This is a genomic window from Specibacter sp. RAF43 (assembly GCF_052114065.1).
Lineage (GTDB): Bacteria > Actinomycetota > Actinomycetes > Actinomycetales > Micrococcaceae > Specibacter.
Map to the genome: position 1 here is coordinate 33,707 of NZ_JBFREA010000005.1, position 14,799 is coordinate 48,505.

The window sequence follows — 14,799 nt, forward strand, 5'->3', positions numbered from 1 at the left end:
CGGCGGGGGCCGACGGGAGCCACAGGACGCAGGGGGCCGGCGGGGGCTGACGCTACGGGCTGCAGCGCTGCCAGCCGTTGTTGACGCGTCGGGCCAGGCGCAACAGCTCCAGCCGCCCGAGGCCGGCCAGCACGGTTGCCGTTCCCAGCCCCGCCACCACGCTGAGCTTGTCGATGGTGGTGGCCGAATGCAGCGGCAGGGCATCCATGAGCAGCAGGTCCTCCACGCCGAGTCCGTCGTGCGGTGCGGGGGCCGCGGCCCGTTCGGCTGCCAGGTTCACACCGGGGGCTCCGGCCAGTTCGGCCACGTCCGCGGCATCGGTGACGCAGACGGCGGATCCTTCGCGCAGCAGCCGGTGGCAGCCGGCCGAGTTGGCGGAGTAGACGGAGCCGGGCACGGCCCCGACGGGGCGGCTCAACCCGTCGGCGTGGTGGGCCGTGTTGAGGGCACCGGAGCGCCAGCGTGCCTCGACCACCACGGTGACCGCGCTCAGGGCGGCGATGAGGCGGTTGCGCTGCAAGAAGCGGTAGCGAGTGGGGTTGGTGCCCGGGGGCACTTCCGCCACCATGGCCCCCTGCTCCGTGATGGTGCGCAGCAGGTCCTCGTTGCCGGAGGGGTAGAAGCGGTCCACTCCCCCGGCCATGATGGCCAGCGTGGCGGGGCCGTCGGCGGGACGGCCCGGCGAGGCGGCGGCGAGCGCGCCGCGGTGGGCGTGGGCGTCGATGCCGTAGGCGCCGCCGCTGATCACGGTGTAGTCGCGCTGCACCAGTGCCGCGGCCAGCTCCCCGGTGACGGTGGCGCCGTAGCTGGTGCTGTCGCGCGAGCCCACCACCGCGATGCACCTGTGGAGTTCCGGGATCAGCGGTCCACGGCCGCGAATCCACAACGCGATGGGTTCGGCCAGCTGGAGGTCGGCCAGGGCGGCCGGCCACAGGCTGTCTTCGGGGATGAGCAGGCCGCCACCCAGGCGTGCCACGACGTTCAGGTCCCGGTCCGGGGCCAGATCGGCCAGCCGGGGCCGCCAGCGCGTCAGGGCGTCGGCGAGGCCGGGCCACCGGGGCATGCCCGCCTCGGCGAGCACCGAGCTCATGTCCCGTTCCAGAGAAGCACTGGAGGCGAACGTCCCCTGGATCAGGCGCAGCGCCTCCACCGCGCCGGCGACCCGGATCAGGGCCATTCCGGCCAGGTCCGACGGTTCCATCAGGCGGGTCAGCGCGGCCCGGGCCACGCGTATGCCCTGGCGCTCGGGTTCGGCCCCGCCGGTGTAATCTCTCATGCTCCCACTCCTCGTTGTCTCAATGTCAGGGCCAGCCCCACCTCGTCGGGACCGGGCCGGCTTTGTCCCCGCAGGTCGGCCACCGTCCAGGACAGGCGCAGGACGCGGTCGTAGCCGCGGGCCGTCAGCGTCCCGGCCCCCATGGCCCGGTCCAGCAACTGCGTGTTGCGGGGGTCCAGGCGCAGGGGCCCCCGCAGCAGCCGGCCGGAGAGGTCGGCGTTGTGAACCAGGCCAAACGGCCGCAGCCGCTCCAGCTGGCTGCTCCGGGCCAGCCGCACCCGGGCGGCGACCTGGGCCGTTGATTCCCGCGGCCCGGTGTCGGAGAGTTGCGCCAGGGAGACCCGGTTGACCTGCAGCTGGATGTCCACCCGGTCCAGCAGCGGCCCGGACAATTTTCCAAAGTAGCGCCGCCGGGCCATCGGCGTGCACTCACAGCCCATGCCCTTGCCGGTCGCCTTGCCACAGGGGCAGGGGTTGGCCGCCATGACCAACTGGAACCGGGCGGGATACGCGGCCGTTCCCGCCGAGCGGTGCAAGACGAGTTCGCCGCTCTCCAGCGGCTGCCGCAGGGCATCAAGGACCCGGCGGTCATACTCCGGCGCCTCGTCCAGGAACAGGACACCCCGGTGCGCCCGCGATGCGGCCCCGGGACGGGGAATGCCGCTGCCGCCGCCGATGATGGAGGCCGTGCTGGCCGAATGGTGCGGCCGCTCATACGGGGGACGGCGCACCAGCGCGGTGATGCCCTCCCCTCCGTTATCCAGCGAGTGGATGGCGGTGACCTCCATGGCTTCGGCGTCGTTGAGGTCCGGCAAGAGGCCGGACAGGCGCTCGGCGAGCATCGTCTTGCCGGAGCCCGGCGGTCCCACCATCATCAGGTGGTGTCCGCCGGCGGCCGCGATTTCCAGGGCCAGCCGCGCCTCGGCCTGACCGGCAACCTCCGCCAGGTCCGGGGCTCCGGACGGCTCGGCCCGTGCCGGCCCGCCCGCGGACGGCCCGCCCACCGCCGGCACCCGCGCATCGCCGGCGGCGGGGCCGGGGTCGGCGACGACGAGCTTCTCGGGGTTGGCGTCGAAGTCCTGCGCCACTTCGGCCAGGGATTCGTAGCCGCGCACCCTGGCCCCGGCGACCAGCTCGGCCTCGGCAAGGTTGGCGGCCGCCACCACAAACTCCCGGCACCCGGCGGTCATGGCGGCCAGGACGGCCGGGAGCACTCCCCGCACGGGCCGGAGCCGCCCGTCCAGGCCCAGCTCGGCAATGAAGACCGTGCCGCCCGTTCGGCGAACGTCCCCGGCGGCGTTGAGAGCCGCCATCACGATCGCCAGGTCAAAGCCGGACCCCTTCTTCGGCAACGACGCCGGCACCAGGTTCACCGTGATCTTGCGGCGGCTTAGCGGGATGCCGGAATTTTGCGCGGCGGAGCGGATCCGCTCCCTGGCCTCGGAGAGGGCCGCATCGGGCAAACCCAGCAGCACGAACGCGGGCAGTGTTTGGCCGATGTCGGCCTCGACCTCGATCACGTGGCCGTTCAGGCCCACCAGCGCCACGGCCAGCGCCCGCCCCATGCCCACCTACCCCACCCCCTTGAGGTGGTCCACGACGGGCTCGCCGCGGCCGTCCATGACGATGCCGACGGCGTCGATGCGCAGCGCACCCATGACGTGGCTGTGCGCCCGGGCCCAGACCACGGCGAGGGTGCGCAGCCTGGCCACCTTGGCCGCCGTGACGGCCTCCAAAGGGTCGCCATAGCGCAGGGACCGCCGGGTCTTCACCTCGACGATGACCAATTCGGCCCCGTCGAGTGCGACCAGGTCGATCTCCCCCGACGGGCACCGCCAATTGCTGTCAATGACCCGGATGCCCAGATCCTCCAGGTAGTCGGCGGCCACCCGCTCCCCGGCCCGGCCCAGCACGTCCTTTGCTTTCATCGCTTCCTCCACCACCAGCGTGGCGAGGAACGGCCGCCGGCGACAGGGCCGGCGGCCAAAGTGTGGACAGCGGCACCGCATCACCCCGGTGTGGAGGGCCCACCGCCGCCGTCACGGCGGATGAGGCGTGGGCGGGCCAGGGGCAAAAGGGAGGACGACGGCGGAACCTGCGTTCCGCCGTCGTCCTCTCCATGCGTGGCCCAGGTCTTAGCCGAGGGAACCGAGCTGGCCGTCCTTGGGGATCTGGAGGTCGTCGGACTTGATCAGTTCCTCGACGTTGACGTCCTTGAACGTGATGACGCGCACGTTCTTGACGAAGCGGGCGGTGCGGTAGACGTCCCACACCCACGCGTCCTGGAGCGTCAGGTCAAAGTACACCTCGCCGTCGGCCGATCTGGCCTGCAGGTCCACGTGGTTGGCCAGGTAGAAGCGCCGCTCCGTCTCCACCACATAGCTGAACAGGTTCACCACGTCCCGGTATTCACGGTAGAGCTGCAGCTCCATGTCGGTTTCGTAGTTCTCTAAGTCCTCTGCGCTCATGCTTCCATCATCCATCACCCGGGCACGAGTTGCCGAACGCCCGCGTTAGAGGAGCCGCCAGGACTTGCGGTGAAAGTCCGTGGGACCGTGCGCGGCGATGGCGGCGCGGTGAGGAGCGGTGCCGTAGCCCTTGTTGGAGTCCCACCCGAACTGCGGGAATTCCTCGCTCAGGGCCACCAGCATGGCGTCGCGCTCGACCTTCGCCAGGACGCTGGCGGCGGCGACCGACAGGCACGTCATGTCCGCCTTGATGCGGGTCCGCACCTCCATGGCCGCACCGGTCGCGGAATCCCCCGGCAGGGGCGCATCGGCCGGGCCGAAACTGAATTCCGGCTGCAGCGGCACCGAGAGCCAGTCCTGGTTCCCGTCCAAAATCACGAAACTGGGCAGCAGGGAGGCGGCGACGGCGGCCAGGGCGCGCGTGCCTGCCAGGCGCAGGGCCGCCACCAGGCCCAGGGCGTCAATCTCCGCGGCCGACGCGTGCCCGACGGCGCTGGCGGCGGCCCAGTCCTTGATGGCCGGCACCAGCTCCCGGCGCACGGATTCGCGCAGCAGTTTGCTGTCCCGGACGCCGGGCAGGTCCGTCGCCGTGCCGGCCTCAATCACCACCATGCCGACGCTGACCGGCCCGGCCAGGGCGCCGCGACCCACCTCGTCGCAGCCGGCCACGAGCGTGTACCCGGCCGCGGCGAGTTCGCGTTCCCACAGCAGGGTGGGCGGGACGGAGACCACTACCGGCTCGCCGTCACGGGCGGCGCGCCGTGGCCGGCGGCCCTGGGCGCCGGGACGCCCTTGAAAACATCCGGGTAGTTCCCCAGCACGCCGATGTGGGAGACGGGCCAGGCGATGACGACGGCGCGTCCCTCGACGTCCTCGAGCGGCACAAAGCCGGTCCCGCTGGTTTCCTCGTGCTCGCGCGAATCATCGGAGTTGTTCCGGTGGTCGCCCATGACCCACAGGTGTCCGGCCGGGACGGTGACGTCAAAGGTGGTGTCCGACGGCGACGCCCCCGGGAACAGGTAGGGCTCGGTGATGGCCACGCCGTTGACGGTGATCTTTCCGTCCACGGTGCAGCACTTCACGTGGTCCCCGGGCAGGCCGATGACCCGCTTGACCAGGTGCTGGGCGGAGGCGTCGGGGGCCACGCCGACAAAGGTGGCCGCGTCGTTGAGCCAGCCCAGCGGGCCGGGGCTCGCGGGCGGCTGGGGCGGCAGCCACCCCTGGGTGTCCTTGAAGACCACCACGTCCCCGCGCTTGAGCGCGAAGGGTTCGGGCACCAGCAGGTTCACGAAGATCCGGTCGTCGATGCGCAGCGTGTTTTCCATGGATCCGGAGGGGATGTAAAACGCCCGGAACAGGAAGGTCTTGATCAGGAAGGACAGCACGACCGCGATGGCCAGGATCGTGAGGATCTCCTTGCCCCACGCCCAGGCGCCGCTGCGCAGCCGATCCCCGGCCGTGCCCGCCCCAGACGACCCGGACGCACCGGACGACCCGGACGCACCGGACGCCGGCCGGGCGGCCTCACCCGGGGTGCCGGCGTCGTGCGGTTCGTCTTCGCCGGGGTCCCGGGGCACATTGTGCTGCATGAACGAATCTTTTCCTTACGAAGTCACGAGGTGGTGGACGGGACTAGGGTGCGCGGACGGGGTCCCGTTCCAGCGCATGCATGCGCCCCAGYGGCCACACGGTGGCCACCGGCCGGCCGATGACCCTCTCGGTGTCGATCAGGCCGCCGCCGGGCGCGCCCAGCAGGGACCGTGAATCCAGTGAGACATTGCGGTGGTCGCCCATAAGCCACAATTTACCCTGCGGAACCGTGACCTCAAACGAAATCTCGCTGGGCACGTCCTTCGGGTACAGGTAGCTCTCCGTGACGGGCACCCCGTTGACCTCCAGCAGCCCGCCCGCGGAACAGCACTTGACGGTGTCCCCGGCCACGCCCAGCACCCGCTTGACGTAGATGTTGTTGTTGGGCACCAGCCCCAGCCACTGGCCGGTGCCGACCGCGGCGTCCATGAGGGGTCCGAAGCCGGAATCCAGCGAGGTGAAGGAGCCGCGCCCGTCAAAGACCACCACGTCGCCGCGCCGGATGGGGGCGGCGGCAAAATCCGTGCGGGAGACCAGGACGCGGTCGCCGGTGACCAGCAGCGGCTCCATGGAAACGGAAGGGATGTAGTACACGTCGACCCACACGTTGCGCACCAGCGCCGCAGCCAGAAAGAGCAGCACAACGCCCAATACAACAAAACGCCAGCCCAGTTTCCTGGACCGGCGTTTCGCTTGAGTCAAAGTGCGGATCCCTTACTTGGCGGGGATGGCGTCGCGCTTTTCCTTGATCTTGGCAGCCTTGCCGCGCAGGTTGCGCATGTAGTACAGCTTGGCGCGGCGCACGTCACCCTTGGTGACAACCTCGATCTTCTCGATGACCGGGGAGTGTACCGGGAAGGTACGCTCCACGCCGACACCGAAGGAGACCTTGCGGACCGTGAACGTCTCGCGGACGCCGTCGCCCTGGCGGCCAAGGACGAAGCCCTTGAACACCTGGACACGGGAGCGGCTGCCTTCAATGATGTTCACGTGAACGTTGAGGGTGTCCCCGGCACGGAAGGCGGGGATGTCGCTGCGCAGGCTGGCTGCGTCAACAGAATCGAGAAGATGCATGTTCTTACTCCAGATAAACGCCACGGGTCATTTATGTTGTGTCGCGTCCCACGGACGGCGCGAGGCCAGTCGTGGAATCGAAAATTGTGTGACCGGATTCCAAGGCTGGAAGGCCGGTGCGCCGTTCTGTTGGCGGACGTTCCCCCCGTGGCAGGAACGCGCCCAGTAGGCACGTTCACCCATTTTGCCATAGTTGGCGGGCGGAGACTAATCGTTCTCCGCGCGGTCGTCCCCGCGCAGCACGGCCCTGCCGTCGACGACGGCGTACCCGAGGTCCCACAGGACGTTGCGGTCGGTCTTGCTGAAGTTGGCCACGTCCAATCGTTCCAGCAGGTCCGGGCGGCGGGCCGCCGTGCGGCGCAGCTGGTGCTCCTTGCGAAACTTGGCGATCTTGCCGTGGTTGCCGCTGAGCAGCACCTCCGGCACCGCCCTGTCCCGCCACGTGGAGGGCTTGGTGTAGACCGGGTATTCGAGCAGGCCGTCCGCGTGCGATTCCTCGATCAGGGACTCCGGATTGCCGACGACGCCGGGAACCAGCCGGGCGATCGCCTCCACCATGGCCAGCACGGCCACCTCGCCGCCGTTGAGGACGTAGTCGCCCAGGCTGATGGGGCGGACCGTGTACTGCTCCGCCGCCCAGTCCAGGACGCGTTCGTCGATGCCCTCATAGCGTCCGGCGGCAAACACCAGGTGCTCCTCCTCGGCCAGCTCGTAGGCGAGCTTCTGGGTGAATACCTCACCGGCCGGGGACGGGACGATCAGGGTGGGCCTGCGGCCGCCCGGTCCGGCGGGCGTTGCCGCGGCAATCTCCGTAAGGGCCTGCGCCCACGGTTCGGGTTTCATCACCATGCCGGCGCCGCCGCCGTACGGGGTGTCGTCCACGGTGCGGTGGCGGTCGGTGGTGTAGGCGCGCAAGTCGTGCACGGCCAGCTCCAGCAGGCCGTCGGTGCGGGCCTTGCCGATCAGGCTCAGTTCCAGCGGGGCCAGGTACTCCGGGAAGATGCTGACAACGTCAAAGCGCATTACTCGCCCGACCCCACCGGGCCGGTTTCGTCGCTTCCGCCGCCCTCCTTGTTGAGCGTAAACAGGCCCTCGGGCGGGGTGAGCAGCACGTAGCCCGCCTCGATGTTCACCTCGGGGACGATCTCATCCACAAACGGGACCAGGACCTCGTCGCCGTCGTTGTCCTCCACGATGAGCAGGTCCTGGGCGGCCTGGGTGCRCAGTCCCGTGACCTTGCCCACCGTCTCGGTGCCGACCCGCACCGCAAGGTTCACCAGCTCGTGTTCGTACCAGGCGTCGTCGTCCTGGTCATCGTCGGACTCGAAGAACAAGGTGGCCCCGCGCAGCAGTTCGGCCTCGTTGCGGGTCGTGGTGCCCTCGAAGCCGAGCAGCAGGATGTCCTTGTTCCAGCGGGAGCTACGCACGGTCAGGGTGCCCAGCTTGGCCGGCTCCGCGGCGAACTGGGTGCCGACGGCGAAGCGGGAGTCGGGGGCGTCGGTGAGGACAAGGGCCGTCACCTCGCCGCGAATGCCGTGGGGTTTGCCAATCCGGGCAACCTGGACCTGCATGGGTTCTCCTAATACGTGGGTCTCGTGCGAAAAAATTTGGCCCCGACACCATTATGGTGCCGGGGCCAAACGGTTGGCTTCACTGCGGAACACTGCTGCGCCCGCCCGCTGGCGGAAGGCCTGCCGGGCAGCCTAGCGGCGGTGGTCCGTGTCGACAACGTCCACGCGGACCGGCTCGCCCTTGGCCAGTGCCGCCACCACGGTGCGCAGTGCGCGGGCGGTGCGGCCCTGGCGGCCAATGACGCGGCCCAGATCGTCCTGGTGAACGCGCACCTCGAGGGATTCCCCGCGGCGGTTGTTCTTAACGCTCACCTTGACGTCCTCGGGGGAATCAACGATCCCGCGGACCAAGTGCTCCAGCGCTTCAGCCAGCAACTTACTCAGCCTCGGTGCTCTCGGCGGCCTCATCGGCGTCGGCCTTCTTGGCCTTCTTGGTGATGGCTTCCTTGACGATGACGTTCTTGGCTTCGGGAGCCACGAACGCGGCCTTCGGGGCCTTGGTCTTCAAGGTGCCCTCCTGGCCCGGGAGGCCCTTGAACTTCTGCCAGTCACCGGTGATCTTCAAGATCTTGGCAACGGGCTCGGACGGCTGGGCGCCAACGCCGAGCCAGTACTGGGCCCGGTCGGACTTGACCTCGATGAAGGAAGGCTCTTCGGTCGGGTGGTACTTGCCGATCTCCTCGATGGCCCGGCCGTCGCGCTTGGCGTGCGAGTCCATGACGACGATGCGGTAGTACGGGGCGCGCATTTTACCAAAGCGCTTAAGGCGAATCTTTACGGCCACTTTTGTGGTTACTCCTGGTTCGAAAAAGGGGCGAAATCCGTCTCACGCTCCCGTGGGGCGGGCCGATCTACGGAATTCTAAGGACAGGATCGTCACACGGAGAGAGGGGCCGCGCGGATCGAGTACCCGTCCATTATGCCAGATGATCCGGCATCGGCGCGACGCCGCGCGCGCCGGGGCGGGCGTGGTGTCCCTCCCGTGCCGCCCTCCGCCGCGACTGACCCCCGACTGACCCGCAATAGATGTCGAAAAATGGGCGATTTCGCTCGTTTTTGGACATCTATTGCGGGCCAGTTGACGGGGCGGGGGTTATTCGGCGGAGAAGAAGAACAGCCCCAGCCGGGAGTCGTTTTCGGCTTCCTTGAGCACCGTGGCGGACATGGCCGCAAGCTGGCGCAGCAGCGGCCCGGTGATCTCCGTGGTGGACTCCATTTCCTCCGCCGCGGCCCATTCGGCGGCCAGCTCGGTGACGTCCTCGGGGTCTTCCGGGGCATTGAGCTCGGCGAAGACCTCCAGGAGCGCATCCGGGACGGCGTACAGGGTGTCCAGCTCGATGTCCACGAGGCTCAGTTCGGCGCCGACGCCGGTGGCGTGCACCTTCTTCACGGCCAGCGCACCGAGCACCTCGATTTCAAAATCGCCCAGGCCCGGGGTGGGCAGCACGGGCACGTCGATGCGCGGCGGGGTGCCGGCCTCGCGGGCCTTGGCCCTTGCCACCGCCTGATGGTGGTCGGCGATGAAGAACTCGGAGTACGTTGCCAAGCGGGTGCCTTTCTCAGGTGGGAGCCGGCGCCCGTTGCGAGGGCGCCGGCCGCCCGCTCAGCTTTACGCTGTGGCGGGTGCAGACTCCACACTAACGCGGATCCGGTTGTTCCACGGATCGCCAAAGAGAATCTCCGCGCCCGTATTGGCGACGGCGACGCCATGGTGGGCCAACCGCTCGGCCAGCGCGGCGACGTCGTCCGTCTTGGGCAGCCGGATCAGCACCTCGCCCAGGCCCAGCGTGTCCTTGCGGGGGCCGGCGCCGCGGCTGTTCCACACGTTCATGGCCATGTGGTGGTGGTAGCCGCCGGCGGCGACGAACAGGGCCTGCCCATGCCAGCCGGCCGTGCGCTCAAAGCCGAGCGTGTCCACGTAGAATTTCTCGGCCGTCGCCACGTCGCCCACCTGCAGGTGGATGTGCCCGACGCCGGCATTTGCCTCGCGCTGGCCCGTCACCGACGCCTCGGTCAGGTGCTCGGTGAGGTACTGCTGCGGGGGCAGGGCCAGGGAGTCCATGGCGACGGTGCCGTTGGACCAGTTCCATTCGGTGCGCGGGCGGTCCCAGTACAGTTCGATCCCGTTGCCCTCGGGGTCGGTGAAGTAGAAGGCCTCCGAGACCAGGTGGTCGGCACTGCCGGCGAAGGCCTGCGGGTTGTATTGGGCGGCGCTGGCCACCGTGGCGGCCAGGGCGGCCTGGTCGGTGAAGAGCAGCGCGGTGTGGAACAGGCCGGCCTCGCCGCGGGCGGGCAGGTTCAGGCCCTTGGCCGGTTGCAGGTGGACCAGCGGGGTGGTGCCGCGGCCCAGGTACTGGCCGCCGTCGGCCTCGGCGACGACGTCAAGGCCCAGCGCCTTTTGGTAGTAGTTGCTCATCAGCTTCATGTCGCCGACCTTGAGCATCACGGTGCCCATGGCCAGGTCCGAGGAGAGGAGGTCGTGCGTTGCGGTCATTGTTGCTCCCAAGTTTGTCGGTGGTTATATCCTAGCAAACTACTTGAAGCTTCAAGTTATTCCCGGGTGCAGCTGTCCCGCGACGATTGGCCGCCGGCCGTCCTCAGGCGGGCCGGTAGGTGGCGATGACGACGCCGGTCGTCGTCGTCACACTGTTGGCGAGCCGGAAGTCCGCGGCGGCGCCGCCGTCGGGGAATAGGCGTCGGCCCAATCCGAGCACCAGCGGATGAATCAGCAGCACGTATTCATCGATCAGCCCGCGCCCTCGCAGCGACTGGATCAGCTCCCCGCTGCCCAGGATCACGATGTCCGGGCCCGCCTGCTCCTTGAGCTCCGCCACGGCGTCGGCGGCGTCGCCCGTGAGCAGGGTCGAGTTTTCCCAGGGCAGTGGTTCGGCGAGCGTCCTTGAGGCCACGTATTTTTGGAGGTTCGCCAACACCTGCGTGAACGGGCTGTCCTGCTGCCGGGGCCAGTAGTCGGCAAAGTCCTGGTAGGTCCGGCGTCCGAGCAGCAGGGCGCCGGTCTGGGCCATCCCCTCCCCCAACACGCGGCCCATGACCGGGTCGTTGTAGGGGAGGGCCCAACCGCCGCGCTCGAAGCCGCCGCGGACGTCCTCGTCGGGCCGGCCCGGCGCCTGCATCACCCCGTCGAGGGAGATGTTGTTGGTCACGATAACTTTTCTCACGGCCGTTTCCCTTCCGGCATGGGCCGGCACTTTCCGGCCGCCTGCCTCAAGCCTAGTCACGGGGGAGATGTTCGGCACCGGGCAATATGGGGGAGCGTCAAGACTAGAGAGAGTCAAGATCAGAGAGAGTCAAGGCGCGCCATCATGGCGACGCGGCGGCCCAGGGCGTCCAGGCCGAGCCGGATCTCCTCCCGGCGCAGGGCGCGCAACCCCGGCGGCAGGTCCGCGTCCGGGAGTTCATGAAATCCGCAGGTGGCGTAGAACGGGGCGTTGAACGGCACATCGGCAAAGGTGCACAGCGTCATGAGGTGGAAGCCGGCCTCCTGCGCCCACGCCTTGGCGGCCAGCACCAGCGCCCGGCCAATCCCCCGCCCGCCGTAATCCGGCAGCACGGCCAGTTGGCCCAGGTGGGCCCGGCCGTCCACGACCTCCAGCCGCACAAAACCGACCGGCGGGCGGCCCGCCACCATGATGTGAAAGGCCTCGGCGAAGTCGGCCGCCGTGCCCGGGGGCGGAAAATCGCCGGACGGCAGGGGCGGGTCCAGCGTGGCAAAGACCTCATCCGCCTCGGCCTCCAGCCCCGGCAGCAGGGAGAACTCGCTGAGCGCGGCCGGGCGGATCTCGAACATGGTGTGAGTTTAGCCGCGGTTCCCGCCGCCGGGGCCGTCCGGGGCGGGGATTTCGGAGACGGGGCCTGCTGCGGGGATTTCGGAGACGGGGCCTGCGGCGGGTAATTCGCCATCAGCCCCTCCGTCATCAGCCTCTCCGTCATCAGTGCCACCGTCGTCAGGCCCACTGGCTCCGCCGTGGCTCGCGGCCGCGATGAAACCCTCGATCTCCTCGGCGCCGGCGGCGGTGTCCTGCGGCCGGTGCCCGCCGCGCATGATCACGTGCCGGGCGCCGGTGGTGACGAGGTAGTCGGCAATTTCCTCATAGAGCGGCTCCCATCCCCCCGTGATCACCAGGGTCGGAACGCCGGGAACAATGTGCAGCGGCGCCTCCCACGACGGCGCCTGCAGGCGAATGCGGGCCTCCACCCGCTCCTGGGACTCGACGGGTGCGCTGCGCGGCACCGAGAGCGCCGCGGTCCCGCCGCCGGCCTCGGCCGCGCCCGCCATCGTCGCCGTCAGCCGGTGGAATTCCTCGGCAAATTCGGCGTCGCCGAGCTCGTGGCGGCGCGCATACAGCGGCTCCAAATGTTCTCGATAAGCCAGCGTTGCGGGTTGTTCGGCGGTCAGCGAGAACGTGGCCGGTTCCACGAGCACCAGGGACTTCACCAGTTCGGGCCGCTCGAGCGCGGCCATCATGGCCGCGATGGCGCCCTGTGCGTGCGCCACCACGTGCCCGCCCGCCCCCAGCGCGTCAATGACAATTTGCCTGTCCGCGGCAAAGTCCGTTGCGGCGGGAGGCTCGACGGCGTCAAAACCGGTCCGCTTGAGAAAGAGACAATCGTAGCGCCGGGCCAGGCTGTGTTGCATGGGCCAGGCCGCGGCCCCGTAGCCGTCGATCCCGTGCACAAACACAATCCGGGTTTTCGTCATTCCAGCAGGGTACCGGATCAGCCTGTAAGCCGGGCCCGCCGGGGCAGCCCCCGGCCCGCCCGAAAGGACGGCAATCTACTTGCCGAGGAACTTCTCAAACCCCTTGGGCAGGTTCAGGTTCGACGGGTCAAAATCCTGGTTGCCGGCGCCAAAGGCGGCACCGGTGGGCAGGGCCCGGGGGGCATTCGCCCGCTCCTGGGCCTCCCGCAATTCCTGGGCCGCCTTGGCCGGGTTGCCCGAGCGCGCCTTCTTCTTGACAACCTTCTTGCCCTTGCGGGCACCGCCAAAGCCGCCGGGCCCGGGCATCCCGGGCATGCCCGGGATGCCGCCGCCCTGCGCCATCTTCTTCATCATCTTCTGGGCCTGGCTAAACCGTTCCAGCAAGCCGTTGACCTCCGAGACGTGCACGCCGGAACCGCGGGCGATGCGGGCGCGGCGGGAGCCGTTCATGATCTTGGGGGCCATGCGCTCATGCGGGGTCATGGAGCGCACGATCGCCTCCACCCTGTCGATCTCGCGCTCGTCAAAGTTTTCCAGTTGCTGGCGGATGTTCGCCGCACCGGGCATCATCATGAGCATCTTCTTCATGGAGCCCATTTTGCGGATCTGCTGCATCTGGGCCAGGAAGTCATCGAGCGTGAAGTCCTCCTGGTCGGCGAACTTGCGCGCCATCCGTTCGGCTTCGCCCTTGTCCCAGTTCTTTTCCGCCTGCTCGATGAGCGTCAGGACGTCGCCCATGTCCAGGATGCGGCTGGCCATGCGGTCCGGGTGGAACAGTTCGAAGTCGTCCAGGCTCTCGCCGGTGGAGGCAAACATGACGGGCTTGCCGGTCACGGAGGCGACGGACAGGGCCGCGCCGCCGCGGGCGTCGCCGTCGAGCTTGGAGAGCACGACGCCGGTGAAGTTGACGCCGTCGTCGAACGCCTTCGCCGTGGTGACGGCGTCCTGGCCGATCATGGCGTCAATGACGAAGAGGACTTCGTCCGGGTTGATGGCGGCGCGGATGTCCGCGGCCTGCTTCATGAGTTCGGCGTCGATGCCGAGGCGTCCGGCGGTGTCGACGATCACGACGTCGTACAGCTTGGTCCGCGCCTCCTGCACGCCGGCCCGGGCGACGGCCACGGGATCGCCGGTGGCCGCCTCAAATTCGCTGCTGACGCCCGGATGCGGGGCAAAGACGGGCACGCCGGCGCGTTCGCCGTTGACCTGGAGCTGCTTGACGGCGTTGGGGCGCTGCAGGTCCGCGGCCACCAGCAGCGGGCTGTGGCCCTGGCCCTTGAGCCATTTGGAGAGCTTGCCGGCGAGCGTGGTCTTGCCGGCACCCTGGAGGCCGGCCAGCATGATCACGGTGGGCGGGTTCTTCGCCAGGTTGATGCGCCGGGTCTCCCCGCCCAGGATCGCGACGAGCTCCTCGTTGACGATCTTCACGATCTGCTGCGCCGGGTTCAGCGCCTCATTGACCTCGGCGCCCATCGCCCGATCGCGCACCTTGGCGGTGAACTCACGCACCACGGGCACGGCGACGTCGGCGTCCAACAGGGCACGACGAATCTCCCGCACGGTGGCATCGACGTCGGCCTCGCTGAGCCTGCCCTTGCCGCGCAGGTTCTTGAAAGTTGCTGTCAACCGGTCAGATAGGGAGTTGAACACGCGCCGTGTACTTCTTTCGTCTGGGGGTTCACCGGCACTCCGCGGTCCGACCGGGACGGCCGAGCCGCGGGGTGTGCGGCACTTCGAATGGCAGGATGAGAACGGCGGGCAGACGCTGTGGCCAGCCCGCTCCCTTTCCTGTGGGACTCAACTATCAAGGGTATCAACTGCCGGGGCGTATTCGCTGCAGGAAATATCCATTGTGTGCACCGGGCCCGCGCCAGGCCCGGTGGAGGACGAGTTCCAGCCCGGCTCCGGTCGTCCCGGACATTCACGGGCCGAAGTGGCATGCTTGGTGACGTGACGAAAACCACCAGAGTCCCCAGCCGCGCAACTGCCCAGCACGACGCCGGATCCCCGGGCCCCGCGGGCGGGTCACCAGCGGGCGGGTCACCGGCGCGGCCGGCCCCGGCGGGCGGGGTCTCGGCCAACTCGGCCGCCGGCGAGCGC

General features: G+C 69.0%; 17 protein-coding genes and 1 pseudogene. All 18 read right to left on the bottom strand.

Annotation, left to right across the window (positions count from 1 at the left end; all coding sequences use genetic code 11):
- Positions 1-52 precede the first annotated feature (52 nt).
- Positions 53-1,276: a DNA-processing protein DprA gene (dprA, locus tag AB4Y80_RS04530; RefSeq protein ID WP_442212153.1), complete on the bottom strand. Its 1,224-nt coding sequence runs from the start codon at positions 1,274-1,276 to the stop codon at positions 53-55.
- Positions 1,273-2,847: a YifB family Mg chelatase-like AAA ATPase gene (locus tag AB4Y80_RS04535; protein WP_442212154.1), complete on the bottom strand. Its 1,575-nt coding sequence runs from the start codon at positions 2,845-2,847 to the stop codon at positions 1,273-1,275. Before AB4Y80_RS04535 ends, dprA begins: the two co-directional genes overlap by 4 nt.
- The gene (locus AB4Y80_RS04540) at positions 2,848-3,204 is read right to left on the bottom strand and encodes a YraN family protein (protein ID WP_442212155.1); all 357 of its coding nucleotides are present in this window, start codon (positions 3,202-3,204) and stop codon (positions 2,848-2,850) included.
- 207 nt (positions 3,205-3,411) lie between these two features.
- Positions 3,412-3,744: a DUF2469 domain-containing protein gene (locus tag AB4Y80_RS04545; protein ID WP_442212156.1), complete on the bottom strand. Its 333-nt coding sequence runs from the start codon at positions 3,742-3,744 to the stop codon at positions 3,412-3,414.
- A gap of 45 nt (positions 3,745-3,789) precedes the next feature.
- Positions 3,790-4,476, bottom strand: coding sequence for a ribonuclease HII (locus AB4Y80_RS04550; RefSeq protein ID WP_442212157.1), 687 nt, complete (start codon positions 4,474-4,476; stop codon positions 3,790-3,792).
- Positions 4,476-5,333 (bottom strand): signal peptidase I, encoded by an 858-nt coding sequence (gene lepB / locus AB4Y80_RS04555; RefSeq protein ID WP_442212158.1) that lies wholly within the window; start codon positions 5,331-5,333, stop codon positions 4,476-4,478. The genes AB4Y80_RS04550 and lepB (AB4Y80_RS04555) overlap by 1 nt, the downstream gene beginning before the upstream one ends.
- Before the next feature lie 43 nt (positions 5,334-5,376).
- Positions 5,377-6,036 carry a signal peptidase I gene (lepB, locus tag AB4Y80_RS04560; RefSeq protein ID WP_442212159.1) on the bottom strand — a complete coding sequence of 220 codons (660 nt, stop codon included), beginning with the start codon at positions 6,034-6,036 and terminating at the stop codon, positions 5,377-5,379.
- A gap of 12 nt (positions 6,037-6,048) precedes the next feature.
- Entirely contained in the window at positions 6,049-6,408 is a 360-nt protein-coding gene (rplS, locus tag AB4Y80_RS04565; RefSeq protein WP_442212160.1) for a 50S ribosomal protein L19, read from the bottom strand.
- A gap of 207 nt (positions 6,409-6,615) precedes the next feature.
- On the bottom strand, positions 6,616-7,431 hold the full coding sequence (trmD, locus tag AB4Y80_RS04570; RefSeq protein WP_442212161.1) for a tRNA (guanosine(37)-N1)-methyltransferase TrmD: 816 nt from the start codon (positions 7,429-7,431) through the stop codon (positions 6,616-6,618).
- Positions 7,431-7,979, bottom strand: a complete 549-nt coding sequence (gene rimM, locus AB4Y80_RS04575; RefSeq protein WP_442212162.1) for a ribosome maturation factor RimM — start codon at positions 7,977-7,979, stop codon at positions 7,431-7,433. Before rimM ends, trmD begins: the two co-directional genes overlap by 1 nt.
- A gap of 132 nt (positions 7,980-8,111) precedes the next feature.
- Positions 8,112-8,354 (bottom strand): RNA-binding protein, encoded by a 243-nt coding sequence (locus AB4Y80_RS04580; RefSeq protein ID WP_442212163.1) that lies wholly within the window; start codon positions 8,352-8,354, stop codon positions 8,112-8,114.
- Position 8,355: 1 nt separating this feature from the next.
- Positions 8,356-8,763: a 30S ribosomal protein S16 gene (rpsP, locus tag AB4Y80_RS04585; protein WP_442212164.1), complete on the bottom strand. Its 408-nt coding sequence runs from the start codon at positions 8,761-8,763 to the stop codon at positions 8,356-8,358.
- A gap of 309 nt (positions 8,764-9,072) precedes the next feature.
- On the bottom strand, positions 9,073-9,525 hold the full coding sequence (locus AB4Y80_RS04590) for a hypothetical protein (RefSeq protein WP_442212165.1): 453 nt from the start codon (positions 9,523-9,525) through the stop codon (positions 9,073-9,075).
- Positions 9,526-9,588: 63 nt separating this feature from the next.
- Positions 9,589-10,473, bottom strand: coding sequence for a VOC family protein (locus tag AB4Y80_RS04595; protein WP_442212166.1), 885 nt, complete (start codon positions 10,471-10,473; stop codon positions 9,589-9,591).
- Between the two features lie 103 nt (positions 10,474-10,576).
- Entirely contained in the window at positions 10,577-11,158 is a 582-nt protein-coding gene (locus AB4Y80_RS04600) for a dihydrofolate reductase family protein (protein ID WP_442212167.1), read from the bottom strand.
- A 119-nt stretch (positions 11,159-11,277) separates the two neighbouring features.
- Positions 11,278-11,787 (bottom strand): GNAT family N-acetyltransferase, encoded by a 510-nt coding sequence (locus tag AB4Y80_RS04605; protein ID WP_442212168.1) that lies wholly within the window; start codon positions 11,785-11,787, stop codon positions 11,278-11,280.
- Positions 11,788-11,973: 186 nt separating this feature from the next.
- A pseudogene (locus AB4Y80_RS04610) lies at positions 11,974-12,699 on the bottom strand (alpha/beta fold hydrolase); the annotation flags it as partial.
- A gap of 75 nt (positions 12,700-12,774) precedes the next feature.
- Positions 12,775-14,349, bottom strand: coding sequence for a signal recognition particle protein (gene ffh / locus AB4Y80_RS04615; protein ID WP_442212169.1), 1,575 nt, complete (start codon positions 14,347-14,349; stop codon positions 12,775-12,777).
- Positions 14,350-14,799: the final 450 nt, after the last annotated feature.

Bases quoted from the DNA above. Each gene is read 5' to 3' on its own strand.
- AB4Y80_RS04540 (WP_442212155.1), bottom strand. From the start codon at position 3,204: ATGAAAGCAAAGGACGTGCTGGGCCGGGCCGGGGAGCGGGTGGCCGCC.
- AB4Y80_RS04605 (WP_442212168.1), bottom strand. From the start codon at position 11,787: ATGTTCGAGATCCGCCCGGCCGCGCTCAGCGAGTTCTCCCTGCTGCCG.
- trmD (WP_442212161.1), bottom strand. From the start codon at position 7,431: ATGCGCTTTGACGTTGTCAGCATCTTCCCGGAGTACCTGGCCCCGCTG.
- rplS (WP_442212160.1), bottom strand. From the start codon at position 6,408: ATGCATCTTCTCGATTCTGTTGACGCAGCCAGCCTGCGCAGCGACATC.
- AB4Y80_RS04595 (WP_442212166.1), bottom strand. From the start codon at position 10,473: ATGACCGCAACGCACGACCTCCTCTCCTCGGACCTGGCCATGGGCACC.
- lepB (WP_442212158.1), bottom strand. From the start codon at position 5,333: ATGCAGCACAATGTGCCCCGGGACCCCGGCGAAGACGAACCGCACGAC.
- dprA (WP_442212153.1), bottom strand. From the start codon at position 1,276: ATGAGAGATTACACCGGCGGGGCCGAACCCGAGCGCCAGGGCATACGC.
- AB4Y80_RS04545 (WP_442212156.1), bottom strand. From the start codon at position 3,744: ATGAGCGCAGAGGACTTAGAGAACTACGAAACCGACATGGAGCTGCAG.